The sequence below is a fragment of the Polyangium fumosum genome, from assembly GCF_005144585.1.
GTDB lineage: Bacteria > Myxococcota_A > Polyangia > Polyangiales > Polyangiaceae > Polyangium > Polyangium fumosum.
In genome coordinates this window covers 111,119-127,601 of record NZ_SSMQ01000026.1, presented here as the reverse complement: position 1 = coordinate 127,601, position 16,483 = coordinate 111,119, and the positions used below count along the sequence as shown (strand labels likewise).

The following is a 16,483-nucleotide window of genomic DNA, read 5'->3' as shown; positions in this document are numbered from 1 at the left end:
CCTAGCACGGAGCCACGCCGCGTTGAAGTGCGCGCTCACGCGACGCGGGCAGGGGCACCCTCTTCGGATTCTCTCCTTTCCCGGATCGTTGAATGTGGAGGGCCCAAAGAACAACCAAGATCCGCCAACGATGAGGATTCCGAAGGGAGGAGTCATGCGCGGATCGTCTCGTGCTGCTTTGCTCGGTGCGCTCGTGGTACTCGCGGGGGGGCTTTCGCCCGGCCTCGCCCATGCAGACACCTGGACCGTCGCGCGCCACGACGCGGCGCGCACCGGGGCCTCGGGGGGAGCCGTGCCCGTGGTCGAGCCCGTCGTCACGTGGCGCGCGTACATGGGCGGCCGCCCGACGGGCCGCGTCGCGCGCTTCGGCCTCGGGAATCCTTCGCAGTTCGTCGCCGCCGTCGGCGGGCGCTTCGTCGCCAAGCACGGCGTCTCGCAGGCGACGTTGTGGAAGAGCGACATCCTCGGCGTCGGCGTGGTCGAGGCCTTTGCCGATCTCGACGGGGATGGCAAGAGCGAGGTCGTGGTCCGCACCGAGACGCGCGCCCACGTCCTCGACGGCGCGACGGGCCAGGTCCTCTGGAGCTCGCCCCTCGGCGAGTTCCGCTCGCCTGCGTCCGTCCGCGTGACCGATCTCGACGGCAATGGTTTGCCCGACGTCTACATCGACGAATGCTCGAGCTGCGCGACGCCCGGCACGATGACGGCCGGCGCATTCTCGTTCGCCGGCGGATTCGGCGCGGCGAGCGCGCTGTGGATGCGCCCGGCGAATGCATCGCCGCCGCCCTCGCACAGCGGCACGGACACGATCCTCGACCTCGACGACGACGGTTTGCCCGAGGTCGTGCTCACCTCGCCGGCGGAGATCGTGATCGTGCGCGGCAAGGACGGCCAGACCGTGACCACGCTCGTCTTGCCGGGCGGCGCGCAGGACAAACCTTTTTCGCAGGCGTACGTGCTCGCGGCCGAGATCGACGGTTTGCCCGGCAAGGAGCTCGTCGTCGTGCAGCCGTACGGCCAGGTCGCGGCGAAGGTCGGCCCGCCGGGGTTCACGGTGTTCAAGATCGACCCGCAGACGAAGGCCGGGACGCTCCTCTTCGAGCGAAAGACCGCCGGTTACGACGCCGAAATGGTCACGCTCGCCGACGTCGCAAAGGACCTCGACGGCGACGGCGTCGACGAACTCGTCTTTTCGCACCGCGCGTCCCCCGCGTCCCCGTTCACCACGGAGATCCTGAAGGGCGCGGCGGGCACGACGGCCGCCGTGCTCCCGGGGGCGCGCTTCGAGGGCGCGGCCGATCTCGGCGCTTCGGCCGGCGCGGAGCTCGTCGTCGCGACCGCCGCGGGCCTCTCCGTCCACCATTTCGACGGCAATGCCCTCGCGACCCTGGCCGGCCCGATCCCGGACGTGCGCGCCCATTCGATGCCCGACCCCGCGCGCAGCCAACGGGGCCCGCTCGATCGCCGCCTCGGCGTGCTTCCGCGGCCTGGACAAACCGCGGCGTTGCTCGTCGGGCGGCCGAAATCCGAGCTGCCCTATGCGTCCCTGGAGAACCCGCACACCTTCCGGGACATCCAGGCGTTCACGTTCGACGCGGCCGGCCCGAAGAAGATCGGCGAGCATACGCCGCTCATCGGCGACGTCACGGGCGTCTTCGGCGCCGATTTCTCCACGCGCCCTTATCCGCAGGTCGCCGTCGGCACGACCGCGGGCACGATCGTGGTGCTCGGACAAACGTTGCAAGGGACGAACGGCATCGTGGTTTGGGGCGGGCAGGCGACAGGCTCGCTCGTCGGCGGCGGCATGCAGCCGAGCTCGGGCGCCGTGGGCGGGCCGCTCGTCGGGAGCGACGACCTCGGGCCGTTCGTGGTCCTGCCAGGCTCGCCGCTCGGCCTCTACGTCGGCGATGCGCGCGCCGCCTCGCTCATCGTCCCGCCGCTGCCGCGCTTCATCCAGCCCGGCATGCAAGCGGCGAGCATCGTGGACCTCGACACGCTCGGCATGGCCGTCGTCGGCGTGGAAGGCAGCGCCCTCGTGGCGCGCCGCTCGCAGAATGGCGCCTCCCTCGGCGCCGTCGACCTCGGCCCCGGCGCGCCGCACGGCACGCCTTTGCCGCTCCGCGTGCAGGGCGCGAGCGCGCCGCGCGTCGGCATCGACTGGCGCATCGAGGGCGTGCAGATCGTCCAGTCCGCGGTCGATTTCGCCTCCAAGACCCTCGTTTGGCAGGGCGCACCCTTGCCCTTCGGCGGCTTCTTCGGCTCGAGCGTCGGTGACCTCGACGGCGACGGCACGGACGCGTGGTATTCGATGAACGACGGCCTGAACGCGCGCGACGCCGCCACGGGCCTCGTCAAGACGACGCCCGGCAATTCCATGTGGTATTCGCTCCCCATGCTCGCCTCGTTCCAGGGCGGGCCCGGGCCCGAGCTCTTGCTCCAGGCGGGCGCGTCCTCGCCGCGGCTGCTCCAGGCGGACCTCGGCACCGCGTGGCAATCGGAGAGCTCCGAGCAGGTCAATGGCATGGCAGGCGCGCGCGTCGTCTGCGGCAATGCGGCGCGCTTCGTGACCCCGGCCGTCCTCTCGCCCACGCTGCGCGCCTTCGACGGCGCGACCGGCGCGCTCCTCGGCGCCCGCGCGCTCGCCGGCGGGAGCGTCTACCCCACCGTGGACGCCGCGATCGCCGCGGGAAAGCGCCCCGGCGTCCTCTCGAACGCGACCTCCGTCGCCTCGCTCGGCCCGGGCGGCCCCGCCATTCTCGCGGGCTCGACGGACGGACACCTCTATGCCCTCGACGCCTGCACGCTCGATCTCCGCTGGTCGAAGTTCCTCGGCGGCTCGGTCGCGGAGCCCGTCGTGGGCGACACCGACGGCGACGGCGCGGACGAGATCCTCGTGGGCGTCGCGGACGGCTACATCCACCACATCGACGTCCCCGGCTGCCTCTCGCCGAGCTGGATCGCGTTTGGCGAGACAGACGACGGACCGTCCGAGGCGCCCCACGTCGTCAAGCTTGGCGAGGCGGTGAAGGTCGCGTTCGCGCCGGTCGCCGAGGCGAAGAGCTACACCTATGCGCTCGTGGGTCCGGACGAGCAGCCCCTCTGGTCGCCGGCCCACAAGTCCAGCTCGGGGACCTCGGTGTCGATCGACCTCACGGGCATGCTCGCCGCGCGCCCGTACCGCGTGGCCGTTCGCGCGATCGGCCCGAACGGCGTGAGCCCCGAGGTCTTTTCGAGGCCCGTCGTCATCGCGGACGGCACGCCCCCGACGCTCGACGCCGACGCGAAGGCCGAGAGCACGGCCGTGCACGTCGCCTTCGAGGCGACGGACGACCTCGCGCTCGACCATTGGCTCGTCCGGATGCACGAGGCGGGCGCGGCCGAGGACGAGGCGCTCGTCGCCGGGGAAGGCCTCCTCGTTGGCCCCGCGGGCAAGGCCGAGCTCTCCGTCACGCCGCCGGCCTCGCTCTTCGGCAAGAATGTCGTGGTGCGTATCTCCGTCCTCGACTCCGCGGGCAACCCGGCGGTGGCCTCGGTGAATGCGTCCGTGGATGACGAAGGCCACGTGACGCACGTCGATCCGCCCGTGATCCTGCCTGCGGATCCGAATGCCGGGGCTCCTCCGTCCGGCCCCACCACATTCGGCGGATGCGGCGCTTCAGGCCGAACGCCGGACGCGTCCGCCCTCGTGGTGGCGCTCGCGCTCGGCCTCGGCGGTCTCTTCCGTCGCGCGCGTCGCAGCTCGAACGAGCCCTGCTGACCGAACGCATTCGCATCCGTGCGCCCCGCCGCTGCGCAGGCGCTGCCCAACCGAATTCGTGGAACAGCGAGAGTCGACCGTCAGGCGGGCGCGAGGCTCGCCGCGCATTCCACGACACTCCCGCGTCGGCCTTGCCCGCCCCGTGGCACGACGATGGCAGTGGACCCCTCGCATGAACCGTATCTCGAACATGCTCTCGACCGGGGTTTCCGCGACTCTCGTGCTTTCGACGCTGGTGATCCCGGTGAACGAGGCGAATGCCTTTCCGTGGTCTGGACTCGAATGGAACCTGAAGGACAGCGGCGAGGTGCCGGTCGGCCCCGGCCCGAACGTGTTCTCGGGGGACAACGTCTTCGTCGACGCGCAAAACCGCCTGCACATGCTCATCGAGGACGAGGACGGCGACGGCGTGTGGAGGAGCTCCGAGATCATCTCGACGCGGGCCGTGGGCTACGGCACGTACACGATGACGCTGGAGACACCGATTCGCTCGTTCCACAACCAGGCAGTGCTCGGCTTCTTCACCTGGAGCAACGAGGGCAACAACACCGAGCTCGACGTGGAGGTGGCGCGCTTCCAGGGCACGGGCCCGAACGCCCCGCGGCTCGTGCATTCGGTGCAGCCGCAGAGCTCGCATTACCCGGTCCCGACCACCTGGAGCGGCGCGTCGTTCCACCAGCTCGTCTGGACGCGCCAGCGCGCCACCTTCACGAGCCGCACCCTCGTGGGCGCAGCCGCGCCGATTCAAACCGTGATCAACAACCCGCTGCGGCCGTTGCGCTCGACAAACCTACGCATCAACTTCTGGTTGCGCGCCGGGGCGGTGCCCGCCGGGGCCACGAGCCCCCTCGAAGTCATCATCCGCAGCGTGTCCTACACCCCGGCCTGATTCTCCTGCCCGTGAACTGTTAAGAAGTTCGCGCCTGCGCGGCGCGCGTTGACAGCCCCCCCGCCGCGCCACAAGCTCCTCCCACGGCGCGAGGCATAAAGCCCGCGCTCGAAACACCCGCCGGGCGCGCTGAGCCCCGGCGAGGAGGAGTGAACATGCATCCTGCATTCGTGGCGTGGTGGCACGCGGGCCGAGGCGGCTCGTGTGGCCCCGAGGGTTGGTCCGGTGGTCGTCGTGCGTGGTTCGGAGGGGGCTGCGGCCCCGGACGAGGCGGCGGTCATGGACATGGGGGACACGGGGGGCACGGGGGGCACGGGGGCGGCGACGACCTGCCCGGCGGCTCCGACTTCGACGGAGGGGGCGGCGGCAACTTCGGCGTGCGCCGACCGCTGCGATTCCTGGCCCACCGGCTGGAGCTCGACGACGGGCAAATCGCGGAGCTCGCGACGATCCTGGACGAGCTGAAAATCGAGCGCGCACAGGCCGCCGTGGATCATCGGCGCACGACGAGCGCGTTCGCCGATGCGGTGCTCGGGGAGAAGCTCGATGAACCGCGGCTCGATCAGATCCGCGCGGATCGGGTGAAGAGCGCCGAGCAACTGCAGGCGTCGGTGGTGCGCGCGCTCGGGCGCATTCACGCGCTCCTCTCGGCCGAGCAGCGGAAGAAGCTCGCTTATCTGCTGCGAACCGGCGCGCTCGCCATCTGAATCCCGGCGCGTGGGGGGCTCCGGCCCCCCATTCGCTCCTTCCGTCTCACGGACGGCGTTCGTCCTCGGCTAACGCCCGAGGTGCCGCGTCTCGCCCACGTCGAGGATCCAGAGCTTTTCCTCGGCGCCGCCCTCCGCCTGCCATGCCGCACGCGCCCGCTCCGGCGGCTCGCCGATCGGCTCGTCCGTCAGCTTGAACGTCCCCCAATGCATGGCCACGAAATGCGTAGCCCCGAGCATTCTCGCGGCCGACGCCGCCTCCTCGGGCCCCATGTGCTGCGGCTCCATGAACCAGCGCGGCTCGTACGCGCCAATGGGCAACATCGCCCAGTCGATCGGACCCGCGCGCCGCCCGATCTCCTCGAACGTATCCCAGTACGCGGTATCCCCGGAGTGATACGCCGTCCCCTCGGGCCCACGAATCACGTACCCGCCCCAGAGCGCGTCATTCCGATCCCAGGGCAAATGCATCGACCAGTGCCGCGCCGGCACGAGCGTGATCTCCAGCGAATCGATCCCCGTCGTCTCCCACCAATCGAGCTCCACGATCTTCGCCGACGCGCCGGCCGCCTTCAAAAAGCGTGTATTGCCGAGCGGCGCCACGTACGTCGGCCGATCGCCGAGCCGCTCGATGCTCCACGCGTCGAGGTGATCCCGGTGGTTGTGGGTGATCACGACGATATCGATCGGCGGCAACACCTGCCAGCCGATGCCCGGCGCCACGAGCCGCTTGATCGGGCCGATCCGCTCGCCGAGCACCGGATCGAAGAGGATGTTCTTCTTGCCGAGCGTGAGCAGAAAGCTCGCGTGCCCGATCCACGTCAGGCTCGGCGCCGGGCTCTTCACGAGGTCCACGTCGTGCGGACGCTGCGGCGTGACGAACCCGCCCGGGTCCTTGATCCTCTTGCCTTGCAGCGGATCGAGGACCCGCCAGCGGAAGAGGTCGGCCGGGCCGCGGCGCGGCTGCGTGGCGAGGTGATCGAATCGACCCACGGGACCTCCTCCTTTTCGCGCTAGCTCACGATACGCAGGCTCTTGCCGACGAGGACCTCGTTGTGGCTGCCGACGCGGTAGCCGGCGAGGTCGAGCGTGACGTACTTGAACCCGTGCTGCTTGCCCGCCGCGACGATCGCGTCGCGTTTCTCCGGCTCCGCCGCGCGCCCGAGCTCCGCGAGCGCGAGCTCGATCCGCGCCAGCTCGCCGTGGTAACGCACGCGCACCTGGCGGAAGCCGAGCCGCTTCAGTGCGCCCTCGAAGCCGCCGATCTGCGCGAGCCGCTCGCGCGTCACGCTCGTGCCGTAGGGGATGCGGCTCGAAAGGCAGGCGGCCGCGGGCTTGTCCCAGATGGGCAACCCGAGCGCGGACGCGCCCGCCCGGACGTCGGCCTTCGTGAACCCGAGCTCGACGAGCGGGCTCACGACCTCGGCGAGCCGCGCCGCTTCGAGCCCCGGCCGGTAGTCGCCGAGATCGTCGACGTTCGTCCCGTTCAGGATCGCCGCGAGCCCCCACTCGACCCGCTTCTGCGCCGCGATGCGGTAGAGTTCGCTCTTGCAGTGGAAGCAGCGGTCCGGGTTGTTCGCGACGTAGCCGGCATCCTCGATCTCGTTCGACGCGACCAGCCGATGATCGGCGCCGATCGCGGCCGCGACCGCGACGGCGTCCTCGTGCTCGCCCGGCGCGAGGCTTGGGGAGACGGCGGTCATGCCGATGGCGCGTGGCCCGAGGGCCGCGTGGGCGGCCGCGAGCACGAACGCGCTGTCGACGCCGCCGGAGTAACAAACGAGGACCGAGTCGAGCTTGACGAGCCTCTCGCGCAGGCGAGCGAGCTTCTCCTCGATGGCAGGGTCCAGGGCCATGGGAGGAGGATCTAACACGCCGTCACTCCCCGGGAGGGGAGGCAGCCTGCTTTTCGTCGGCCTTCTCCGGCGCGGCTGTCGGCGCGGACCCCTCCGCCTTGCCGTCGGGCGCCTTCGACGCGTCGGGTTTGGCCTCGGCTCCGGGCGTCTTCGGTGTGTACTCGAACACCTGCAGGTTTGGTTCGAGCAGCTTGAAGACGCCTTTTTGCACGTCGTCGCCCATCTGGCCGGTGATCACCGCGATCCAGTGCGGGTGCGTGTTCGCGGCTTGTTCCAGGCGGTTCCACATGCGCGGGCGCAGGCTCACGCGCGCGCCGCGCTTGCCGAAGTCGACCAGAAACTCCTTCCAGCCGTTCTTGTCCGTGGTCACCTCGGTGGGGAGCCGGTTGATCTTGATGGTGACTTCGAGCTTGCCGACGAGCGCCATACGAGCCTCCGCGCCCTCCGGACGGTGCCCAAGTCGGCGCCGGAACACAAGACGCGCCCGCCTCGTACCGAGTTACTTGCGGGAGAAGGCCGGAATGGGTGACGCTTGGGGCCTCTCATGAACCGCACCTCGCTTGGAAGGTCCGTCGCGCTCGCCGCCACGCTGGGGGCTTTGGCTGCGCTCGTCGGCTGCTCGGACAACCGCCTGCCGCCCGTGCCCGTGCCGAAGGCGGAGCAGAAGAGCCAACTGCCGCGCTGGTACCCCGAGAAGGCCTGGACCGCGAAGGAAGGCCAGAGCCAGATCTACATCGAGGGCAAGATCGTCTTCCAGACCGGCAGCGCCACGATCCACAAGTTCGGCGAGACCGAGAAGGTCCTGAAGACGCTGCTCGCGTTCGTCAACGAGCACCCCGAGGTCACGCGCCTGCGGATCGAGGGGCACACGGACGACAACGGCGCCGAGGACAAGAACCAGGACCTCAGCGCGCGGCGCGCGCTCAGCGTGTGCAACTGGCTCGTCGACAACGGCGTGAACCACCTGCGCCTGCTCGCCGTCGGGTTCGGCGAGACGAAGCCCATCGCGCCGAACGAGCTCGAGATGGGCCGCGCGGAGAACCGCCGCACCGAGTTCCACGTCGCCGAGGTCGACGGCAAGCCCTTCCTCGGCAAGGACCCGACAGGCGGCGGTATGGTGCTCGACGTGCCGAGCCTCGAAGAGCGCAAGGCCGAGGAAGAGGCGCGCAAGAAGCCCGTGATCGCGGTCGTGCCGACCTTGAACTTCAAGCCCACGGGCAACGAAGTGAAGAAGGTCCAGGACAAGCAGATCTCGCTCGACCCGACGCAGAAGAAGCCCGAGCAGAAGAAGTAGCGCGCGCGCGTTTGGCCTAAGGCCCGAGGTGCCGCGCGGCCGGGTTCGGCGTGCGGTACCCGTCGAGCATCACGAGCGTCTCGCGGAGCGACTGCCAGTAGTCGAGCACGTTGCCCTTGGGCGTCGCGTATTCGAGGAAGAGGTTGTCGTCGGTGGAGACGAGCGGCTCGCCCGGCGTCTCCGCGACGAACCGATCGAGCTCCTCGCCCGAGGCCACGAGCTCGTCGAGCAGGCCTGGCAAGGTGCCGGCGCCGAGCGTCTCGCGGATCGGCGGCGCCGTCGCGAGCCGATCGAGCTCGGCGCGCGAGGCGACGAGGGGCCGCGCGCTCGCCACGAGGATGCCCTGCGATCCGCCGACGAAGAGCGCGACGTGCGGGAAGACGACGCGCAGCGTGCGCACGATGGCCGCGAGCTCGCGCCTGCGGATGTGGTGGAGCTGCACCCACTGCTGGAGGATGCCGCCGTCCGCGAGGCGCGCGCGCACGAGCTCGTAGAACTCGCGGCTGTAGAGGCTCGCGGCGCCTGCGAACCACACGCTCGTCAGCTCCATCGTCACGAGGTCGTAGCCGCCCGGCGACACGAGCAGGTGGTTGCGGCCGTCTTCGAGTGAGAGCGCCGTGCGCGGATCGTCGAGCGCGTTCCGCGCCGGCCCTGCGAAATACTTCCGCGACGCGTCCACGATGGCGGGCGAGATCTCGGCGACCTCGATGCGCTCCCACGGGTAGGTGGCGATCGTGCCGAGCGTCGTGCCCGTGCCGAGCCCGATCACGAGCACGCGCTTCTCCGTGCCGCGGAGGAACATCGAGGGGAAGTGCGCGAACCTGCGCTGCGCGGCCATCTCGGGCCCGTTGTCGCCCTGGAACTTGCCGTTCGTGTAGAGCGTGAGCACCTCGGCGCGCCGCGCCACCGTGGTCACGCCGCCGTGCACGTCCTCGCGCACCATCTCGATGCGATCGGGCGGCGGGCCCGCGGAGAAGTACACGTTCGCGCCGTTCGTCATGCGCGCCATGTCCCAGCGCGGCAGCACGGCCGCGACGACGATCGCGGCCGCGGGCAAGCCGAACCGCGCGACGGCCGAGCCCTTGTCTCCGCTGGCCACGCGCGAGGCGAGCACCGAGGCGATCGCGAGCGCCGCGACGACGCCGAGCAGCGTGCCCTGGGATCCGAGCGCCGGCAGGATGACGTAGCCCGTGATGATCGAGCCGAAGATCGTGCCGACCGTGTTCACCACGGTCAGCCGTCCGACGCGCGCGCCGACGTCGGGCATCGACGCCACGCGGTGGAGCAGGAGCGGGAACGTCGTGCCCAAAAAGACCGTGGGGACCGCGAGGATCAAGAGCGCGGCGAGCGCGCGGACGAGCTCGCGGCCCGTCCAGGAGTGCACATGTTTGCCCGCGAAGAGGAAGAGGCGCGGCAGCTCGGCCCAGAGCGGCATGGTGAGCGCGAGCGAGATCGCGGCAGCGCCGAGGCCGAACGCGAGCGCGCGGTCGCCGCGCTTCTCGGCGAGGGCAGGGGAGCGCGCCGCGCCGATCGCCAGGCACACGAGGAAGACGGCGAGCATCAGGCCGAACGCGTACGCGCTGTTGCCGATGAGCAGCGCGAGCAGGTGCGTCTCGACGACCTCGGCCGCGAACACGATGAACCCCGAGGCGAACGCGAACGCGAGCGCCGTGTTCTCGTGATACGGGCCGTGCTCCGGCGTCGCGGGCGCCGGCTGCTTCGCGTTCGTCTCCTCCGCCGCGGGCGCGGGCGCCTCCACGGGCGCGCGCCTCCCCGCGACGATCGCGGTCACGCCGATCGTCACGTTCGCCAGCGCCGCCGCCCAGATCGTACCGCGCACGCCGAGCGCGGGCAGGACGAGGTAGGCGCTCGTCAGCGCGCCGATCGCGCCGCCCGCCGTGTTGATGGCGTAGAGCAACGAGAGCCGGCGCTGGCTGCGCGCGCCGACCTCACCGGCGACGACCCGCGCCAGGATCGGCAGCGTCGCGCCCATCGCCACCGTCGGAACGATCACCACGAGCGCCGTCAACGCGCCGCGCGCCGCCGTCAGGATCGCGAGCGAGCCCGGGGCCTTCTGCGCGACGTGGACATAGGCCGCGGTGAGCGCTTCGAGCGCGGCGGGCGAGGCGGCGACGACGAGGCCAACGATGATCTCCAGCGCCCCGTAGGCCACGAGCGGGCGGGCGATGCGCGCGGCGCGCTTGCCACCGAGGTGCGCGCCGAGCGCCATGCCGCCCATGAACGCGGCGAGCACCGTGCTCACGGCATACGCCGTCGCGCCGAAGACGTAGCCGAGCAGCTTGCCGAACGCGACCTCGTAGAGGAGCCCGGTCGATCCGGAGACGAGGAAGAGCGTCACGACGAGGGAAAACCGAGGGCGCACGCCGCGGACGATAGTCCAAGGGCCCGAGATCGCACGGCGTGAAAAAGGTCATCGGCGCCGATCCCGGCGCGCAGGGCCCGCGGTATCCTCGGGGCGATGCGCGGCCCCGTGATGAAGATCGAAGACATCGCCGTTCGTTACGGCGATTGCTGGTCCATCCGGTCGGCCACGATCACCCTCGAGCCCGGCGTGATCCACGCGATCCTCGGCGAGAACGGGGCCGGCAAGTCGACGCTGCTCAAGGCGGCCGCGGGGTTCGCCCCACGCGTGGCGGGCACGGTGCGGATCGAGGACGGCCGGGGGTTTGGGGCGCAGGACGCCGCAGGCGATCCGAAGCCCCAAGCGTGGACGAACGCCATCGGAATGGTGCACCAGCACTTCATGCTGGTTTCAGCGTTCACGGCCCTGGAGAACCTCGTCCTCGGGAGCGAACCCACGGGCTCGTTCGGCCGACTCGACCTCGCGAAGGCGCGGCGCGAGGCCGAGGCGCTCATGGAAACGACGGGCCTTCGTGTGAACCTCGACGCGCGCACCTCGGATCTCGCGGTGGGCGAGCGGCAGCGGCTGGAGATCTTGCGCGTGCTCTACCGCGGCGCCCGCGCGATCCTGCTCGACGAGCCGACCGCGGTCCTCTCGCCGCTCGAAGCGGAGGAGCTCTACACGACGCTCGGCGCGCTCGCCGAGGGAGGCGCGACGATCGCCGTCGTCACGCACCGCATGGACGAGGTCCTCCGCTTCGCCGGCCACGTCACGATCATGCGGCGCGGCAGGACCGTCCTCTCGCGGCCGATCACAGCGGACGAGCGCGACCACCCGAAGCGGCTCGAAGACGAGCTCACGCGCGCGATCATGGGCGGCGAGCCGCCGCCCGAGGCGAGCCCGCCCGCGCTCGCGGAGGACGCGGAGGTCGCGCTCTCGATCGAGGACCTCGTGCTCGTCGACGCCGCGGGCAAGCGCGTGCTCGACGGCCTCTGCCTCGCCGTGAAGAAGGGGGAGATCGTGGGAATCGCGGGCATCGAGGGCAACGGGCAACGCGAGCTCGTGCGCGCGGTGGCGGGGCTCGAACCCGGCGTGGCCGGATCGATCGTCCTCGGCGGCGCGCGCCTGCCTGCCGTGAGGTCCACGGAGGATCTTCGCAAGCGGCGCCGCGCGATCGCCGTCGTTCACGAAGATCGCCACGCCGACGGGCTCATGCTCGACGCGACCGTGGGCGACAACCTCGTGCTCGGCGAGCTTGGCCAGATCGACGGGCCCGCCGCGGAAGCCGCGTTGATCAAGCGTCGTATCGATCGGTTCGGCGTGAACCCGCCCGACGCGGCGAGGCGCGCGGGCGAGCTGTCCGGCGGCAACCAGCAGAAGGTCGTCGTGGGACGCGCGCTCGATCGCATCGAGGCGAGCCCCGAGCGCGCGCTCGTCGTCCTCGGACAACCGACCCGCGGCGTCGACGTCGGGGCGGCCGCGACGATCCACGGCGCCATCGTCGCGGCCGCGGAAAAGGGCCTCGCCGTGCTCGTGGTGAGCGCGGACCTCGGCGAGCTCAGGCGCCTCGCGCACCGCATCCTCGTCTTGCACCGCGGCCGCATCGTGACGGAGCTACCGCCCACGTCCTCCGACGACGTCATCGGCCGGGCCATGCTCGGCATGGAGGACGCGTGAACGACAAGCGCGTCCGCGCCTTGCTCCCGATCGTCCTCGCGATCGCGGGCGGCATCCTGATCTTCAACCTGATCGCGTTCGCGTTCGGGGAAGCGCCGGCCTCGGCGCTGCGCCTCGCGTTCGAGGGCACGTGGGGCACGCCCTACGGCCTCGGCCAGGTCCTCTTCAAGGCCACGCCGCTGCTCTTCACGGGCCTCGCGTTCGAGGTCGCGCTGCGCGCGGGCCTCTTCAACATCGGCGCCGAGGGGCAGCTCGCGCTCGCGAGCCTCGTCGGCGGCCTCGTCGCCTCGAAGCTCCCCGCCTCGCTTCCCATGCCGATCGCGCTGCCGATCGTGCTCGCCACCGCCGCCGCGGTGGGCGCGCTCGTCGCGTTCATCCCGGCGATCCTGCGCGCGCGTCGCGGCGTGCACGAGATCATCACGGCCATCATGGTCAACCGCATCGTGGACGCGATCCTCCCGTGGACGTTCACCACGGTCCTCGGCTCCAATTCGCTCCGCACCGCGGACATCGCGCCTGGCGCCGCGCTCCCGCGCCTCGATCGCGTCGTGCCCTCCTTCGCGGGCAGCGCCGCGAGCTTCGCCTTCCCTCTGGCCGTCGTGAGCGTCTTCGTCGGAATGGCCCTGCTCGAACGCAGCCGGCTCGGCCGCGAGATTCGCTGGGTCGGGTTTCGCGCCGAGGCTTGCCGTGCCGAGGGCATCGACGTCGAGCGGCGTTTGCTCCTCGCGATGCTCCTCTCCGGCGCGATCGCGGCGCTCGCCGTCTCCTCGACGGCGCTCGGGTACAAGGGGTACTACGAGCTTGGCCTCGGCGCGGGCGCGGGGTGGAGCGGCATCGCGGTCGCCATGCTCGGCCGCGGCAAGGCCGTCGGCATCGTCCTCGCCGCGATCTTCCTCGGCACGCTGGAGCAGGCCGGCCTCGCGGTGAACGCGCGTGTCCCGAAGGAGGCGATGGACGTCCTCGAAGCCACGCTCATCGTCCTTGTCGCGGTCGCGAGCCGCGTCGCGGCGAAGGGCTCGCGCGCGGCGACGAACGAAGGCCCCGAGCCTGAACCTCCGCGCGACAAACCGGCCCCCACGCCTGCCTCCGAGGAGGCCCGCTCGTGAGCTCGATCTTCTCCCTCACCATGCTCGCCGAGTCGATCCGCATCGCCGTGCCCTACACGTGCGCGGCGATTGGCGGCGTGTGGGCCGAGCGCGCGGGCGTCATCCAGATCGGCCTCGAAGGCATCCTTCTCACGGGCGCGTTCACCGCGGTCGCCGTCACGCACGCGACGAACAGCCCCACGCTTGGCCTCGTCGCGGCGATCGCTGCCGGCGTCGCGCTCTCGCTCGGCCACGGCCAGCTCACGGAGCGCGCCCGCGTCCACGCCGTCATCAGCGGCATCGCCTTGAACCTCTTCGCGCTCGCCGCGACCCGCATGGGCTTGCGCGCCCTCTACGACAGCGCCTCGAACTCCCCGGGGATCGAGGCGTACCGGTTCGGCCCCACGGGCGCCACGGGCGGCGCGATGCTCCTGCGTGTCCTCGCCGATCCCGTCTTTTTCCTCGCGCTCGCCGCCGTCGCCGCGACCCCGTTCCTCCTGCAAAGGACCCGCTTCGGCCTGCGCGTCCGCGCCGCGGGCGAGAACCCCGTCGCCGCCGCGAGCGTGGGCATCGCCGTCACGCGCGTCCGCCTCACCGCGCTCGCCGTCTCCGGCGCGATCTGCGCGCTCGGCGGCGCACACCTCGCGTACGACCAGCAGCGCTTCGAGTCCGGCATGTCTGCGGGGCGTGGCTTCATCGCGCTCGCGGCCGTCGTCGTCTCGGGCTGGCGCGCGGGCCGCGCCGCGCTCGCGTGCCTCGCGTTCGGCACGCTCGAAGCGCTGCAAATCGTGCTCCAGGACGAGGTGCGCAAGACGGCGATCGGCGATCTGATCCAGACCTTGCCCTACGTCGCGACCTTGCTCGTGCTCGCGCTCGCCCCACGCCGCGCAGGTGCGCCCGAGGGTCTCGGCAAACACGCCGCCGACTAGGTCCCGAGTGCCCGTGCACGCGCGCGCGGGCCCGCAACGTCCGCTCCGCAGCGCACGCGCGCCGGCGCAGATCGTGGCAACCACCGGCCCGTCCGGCCCGTGCGCGCGGGCAAAAGGACGCGTCCACCTGCGAGGCGTGCCATGCACGCACGCAAAACGACGCGTGCCCTTTGCGAGGCGTGCCTTGCGTGCGCGCAACGCGACCCGTGCCACTTGCGTGGCGTGCCTTGCACGCGTGCAAGGGCGGCCAACGACGTTCGTTCACCGTGGTTGCACGGGGACAACGCTCCGCCATCCCACGCCACATCGCTGCTTGCGCACGTGCAAACACCGCCGTCACGGGGGCGGGAGGCTCCTTGCACCGGTGCGACCGCTCCCGTGCAGCGGCGAAGGACCGTCTTGCATGGAGCAACCACCGTCGCTGACGCTCGACGGGGCGATTTTCCGTGCGTGCACCACACGCCACGCAACGGCAAGCCGACCCGTTGCACCGAAAATCCCCTCCACCCCATCTCGGCGCGCCCGGCTTTGCGCGAACGCGCGCGCTTCAGGGGCTCGGGAGCCCAGGAGATCGCTGCTTTTCCCAGGGCCTGGCGAGGTACGAGATGTCGGCCGTGCGTGCCTTCTCTTCGAGCAGATGAACGAAGAGACCCGCCTTGTGTTCTGTCCGGAAGGCACACGGCGACCTCGTCCGGGGTGACGTACGCATCCGGGTTCCCGAGCGCGAGGACATCGGCGACCCGCGCTCGTTGCTCCTCGCTGAGTCGGGCAAGTTCGAGGAGCGTCGACAGGCGGTCGAGGATGTAGGGCGAGTGTGTGATGAGCACGAGCTGGATGCCGCGACGGATCATCAGAGCGAAGAGTTCGACGAGCTTTACCTGGGCTTCCGGGTGCGCGCTGAGCTCGGGCTCGTCGATGATCAACAGGTCACCGCGTTCTGCCGTTTCGAGGAACAACTGCAGGCCTGCGAGCGATTTCTGCATGGAGGCGCATCCAGCGACCGGCAGCATGCTGGGCTCGTTCGCTCCTTCAGGCTTGAAGACGAGGGATGCGCTGGGTTCTTCGAACCCAAAGCGCCCCCCGAGCACTTGCCCCGTGAGCCGTACGAGCTCCTGGTCCTCTCGCGACGGGGACGCTCCCCGTGCCTGGGCGAAGGAAAGCAGTTCACAGAAGGCCTGCTGACCGAGGGACAATCGGATGCCCTGGACGAGGAGCTGCACGTACTTTGGCGACAAGAAATCCCGCTCCACAGGCAGGATGCGCATGCGTCGTATCCAGGCAGAGAGAAGGATCGCGAGCTGCGCTTGAACGGCCTCTCGCAGATCACGCGTGCTGAAGCTCGTACCGACCAAGGGTTCGGAGTCCCCTTCGAAGAGGGTGGCCGAGAGGTGTCCCGGCGATAGTTTCAGCCGAAGGAGCAGATCCTCGGGATACCGGCCGAATTCGTGTTGCGTGAGCGTGAGGCGAAACTGCGCTCGTTCATCGAGCGTCGCTCCGACGAGTCTTTCACCGTCGATCCGATCCAGCCGGACCTCGAACTGCTCGGGCAACAACCGGAGCAACTCCGATCGTCGAATCTCGAACAGGAGTTCCCCTGACGTTTTCTCCACCTGCTCGACGAACTCGTGCGCGCGGTCCGCGAGCAACCGCTCGACGTCCTGGGTCACTCGTTTCTCGTTTCGACCCTGGCCGGACGAGGTCTTCAGCAGCGCAAACAGCCCCATCGCCGTCCACGTCTTGCCCGTCCCGTTCTCCCCGATGAACACGGTGAGCGGCCGGATCTCGATCTCCGCCTTCTCGATCCGCCCGACCTTCTCGACGACGAGCTTCATCCCAGTCCTCGCGTCCTTCTTCCGTCCGCCGTCCCCCCCGTCAGCGCTCCCCACCCCTCTTTCCCCAGCCGTCGGGGGTGTCCCGCGCGGAAGGT

General features: G+C 70.5%; 13 protein-coding genes. 8 read left to right on the top strand and 5 right to left on the bottom strand.

Annotated elements, in window-relative coordinates; translation table 11 throughout:
* Window positions 1–154: 154 nt before the first annotated feature.
* The 3 genes from E8A74_RS24470 (at window position 155) to E8A74_RS24460 (ending at window position 5,353) form a co-directional block, all read left to right on the top strand.
* Window positions 155–3,757 carry an FG-GAP repeat domain-containing protein gene (locus tag E8A74_RS24470; protein WP_136931477.1) on the top strand — a complete coding sequence of 1,201 codons (3,603 nt, stop codon included), beginning with the start codon at window positions 155–157 and terminating at the stop codon, window positions 3,755–3,757.
* A 172-nt stretch (window positions 3,758–3,929) separates the two neighbouring features.
* Window positions 3,930–4,646 carry a LamG domain-containing protein gene (locus tag E8A74_RS24465; protein WP_136931476.1) on the top strand — a complete coding sequence of 239 codons (717 nt, stop codon included), beginning with the start codon at window positions 3,930–3,932 and terminating at the stop codon, window positions 4,644–4,646.
* Between the two features lie 155 nt (window positions 4,647–4,801).
* The gene (locus E8A74_RS24460; RefSeq protein ID WP_136931475.1) at window positions 4,802–5,353 is read left to right on the top strand and encodes a Spy/CpxP family protein refolding chaperone; all 552 of its coding nucleotides are present in this window, start codon (window positions 4,802–4,804) and stop codon (window positions 5,351–5,353) included.
* Window positions 5,354–5,422: 69 nt separating this feature from the next.
* Here the strand turns inward: E8A74_RS24460 and E8A74_RS24455 are convergent, their stop codons facing one another.
* From E8A74_RS24455 to E8A74_RS24445, 3 genes are read right to left on the bottom strand one after another with little or no spacing between them, the layout of a single operon-like run.
* Window positions 5,423–6,346 carry an MBL fold metallo-hydrolase gene (locus E8A74_RS24455; RefSeq protein ID WP_136931474.1) on the bottom strand — a complete coding sequence of 308 codons (924 nt, stop codon included), beginning with the start codon at window positions 6,344–6,346 and terminating at the stop codon, window positions 5,423–5,425.
* A 20-nt stretch (window positions 6,347–6,366) separates the two neighbouring features.
* Window positions 6,367–7,209 (bottom strand): ATP-dependent sacrificial sulfur transferase LarE, encoded by an 843-nt coding sequence (larE, locus tag E8A74_RS24450; protein WP_136931473.1) that lies wholly within the window; start codon window positions 7,207–7,209, stop codon window positions 6,367–6,369.
* A gap of 22 nt (window positions 7,210–7,231) precedes the next feature.
* Entirely contained in the window at window positions 7,232–7,636 is a 405-nt protein-coding gene (locus E8A74_RS24445; RefSeq protein ID WP_211365437.1) for a hypothetical protein, read from the bottom strand.
* A 117-nt stretch (window positions 7,637–7,753) separates the two neighbouring features.
* Here E8A74_RS24445 and E8A74_RS24440 point away from each other — a divergent pair, with 117 nt between their 5' ends.
* Window positions 7,754–8,503, top strand: coding sequence for an OmpA family protein (locus tag E8A74_RS24440; RefSeq protein WP_136931472.1), 750 nt, complete (start codon window positions 7,754–7,756; stop codon window positions 8,501–8,503).
* 16 nt (window positions 8,504–8,519) lie between these two features.
* Here the strand turns inward: E8A74_RS24440 and E8A74_RS24435 are convergent, their stop codons facing one another.
* Entirely contained in the window at window positions 8,520–10,886 is a 2,367-nt protein-coding gene (locus E8A74_RS24435; RefSeq protein WP_136931471.1) for a fused MFS/spermidine synthase, read from the bottom strand.
* Between the two features lie 96 nt (window positions 10,887–10,982).
* On the opposite strand from E8A74_RS24435, the gene E8A74_RS24430 reads away from it, so the two are divergent.
* Genes E8A74_RS24430 through E8A74_RS24420 form a run of 3 tightly spaced genes read left to right on the top strand, consistent with a single transcriptional unit; the run spans window position 10,983 to window position 14,556 of the window.
* Window positions 10,983–12,542, top strand: a complete 1,560-nt coding sequence (locus E8A74_RS24430; protein ID WP_136931470.1) for an ABC transporter ATP-binding protein — start codon at window positions 10,983–10,985, stop codon at window positions 12,540–12,542.
* On the top strand, window positions 12,539–13,648 hold the full coding sequence (locus tag E8A74_RS24425) for an ABC transporter permease (RefSeq protein WP_136931469.1): 1,110 nt from the start codon (window positions 12,539–12,541) through the stop codon (window positions 13,646–13,648). Before E8A74_RS24430 ends, E8A74_RS24425 begins: the two co-directional genes overlap by 4 nt.
* On the top strand, window positions 13,645–14,556 hold the full coding sequence (locus tag E8A74_RS24420) for an ABC transporter permease (protein ID WP_136931468.1): 912 nt from the start codon (window positions 13,645–13,647) through the stop codon (window positions 14,554–14,556). Before E8A74_RS24425 ends, E8A74_RS24420 begins: the two co-directional genes overlap by 4 nt.
* On the opposite strand, the gene E8A74_RS56055 is transcribed toward E8A74_RS24420, so the two are convergent.
* Window positions 14,553–15,539 (bottom strand): AAA family ATPase, encoded by a 987-nt coding sequence (locus E8A74_RS56055; protein WP_420814218.1) that lies wholly within the window; start codon window positions 15,537–15,539, stop codon window positions 14,553–14,555. The genes E8A74_RS24420 and E8A74_RS56055 overlap by 4 nt on opposite strands.
* Before the next feature lie 462 nt (window positions 15,540–16,001).
* Between E8A74_RS56055 and E8A74_RS54935 the strand changes: the two genes are divergently transcribed.
* Entirely contained in the window at window positions 16,002–16,154 is a 153-nt protein-coding gene (locus E8A74_RS54935; RefSeq protein ID WP_232379720.1) for a hypothetical protein, read from the top strand.
* Window positions 16,155–16,483: the final 329 nt, after the last annotated feature.

Bases quoted from the DNA above. Each gene is read 5' to 3' on its own strand.
- E8A74_RS24470 (WP_136931477.1), top strand. From the start codon at position 155: ATGCGCGGATCGTCTCGTGCTGCTTTGCTCGGTGCGCTCGTGGTACTC.
- E8A74_RS24465 (WP_136931476.1), top strand. From the start codon at position 3,930: ATGAACCGTATCTCGAACATGCTCTCGACCGGGGTTTCCGCGACTCTC.
- E8A74_RS24460 (WP_136931475.1), top strand. From the start codon at position 4,802: ATGCATCCTGCATTCGTGGCGTGGTGGCACGCGGGCCGAGGCGGCTCG.
- larE (WP_136931473.1), bottom strand. From the start codon at position 7,209: ATGGCCCTGGACCCTGCCATCGAGGAGAAGCTCGCTCGCCTGCGCGAG.
- E8A74_RS24445 (WP_211365437.1), bottom strand. From the start codon at position 7,636: ATGGCGCTCGTCGGCAAGCTCGAAGTCACCATCAAGATCAACCGGCTC.
- E8A74_RS24440 (WP_136931472.1), top strand. From the start codon at position 7,754: ATGAACCGCACCTCGCTTGGAAGGTCCGTCGCGCTCGCCGCCACGCTG.
- E8A74_RS24430 (WP_136931470.1), top strand. From the start codon at position 10,983: ATGCGCGGCCCCGTGATGAAGATCGAAGACATCGCCGTTCGTTACGGC.
- E8A74_RS56055 (WP_420814218.1), bottom strand. From the start codon at position 15,539: ATGCAGAAATCGCTCGCAGGCCTGCAGTTGTTCCTCGAAACGGCAGAA.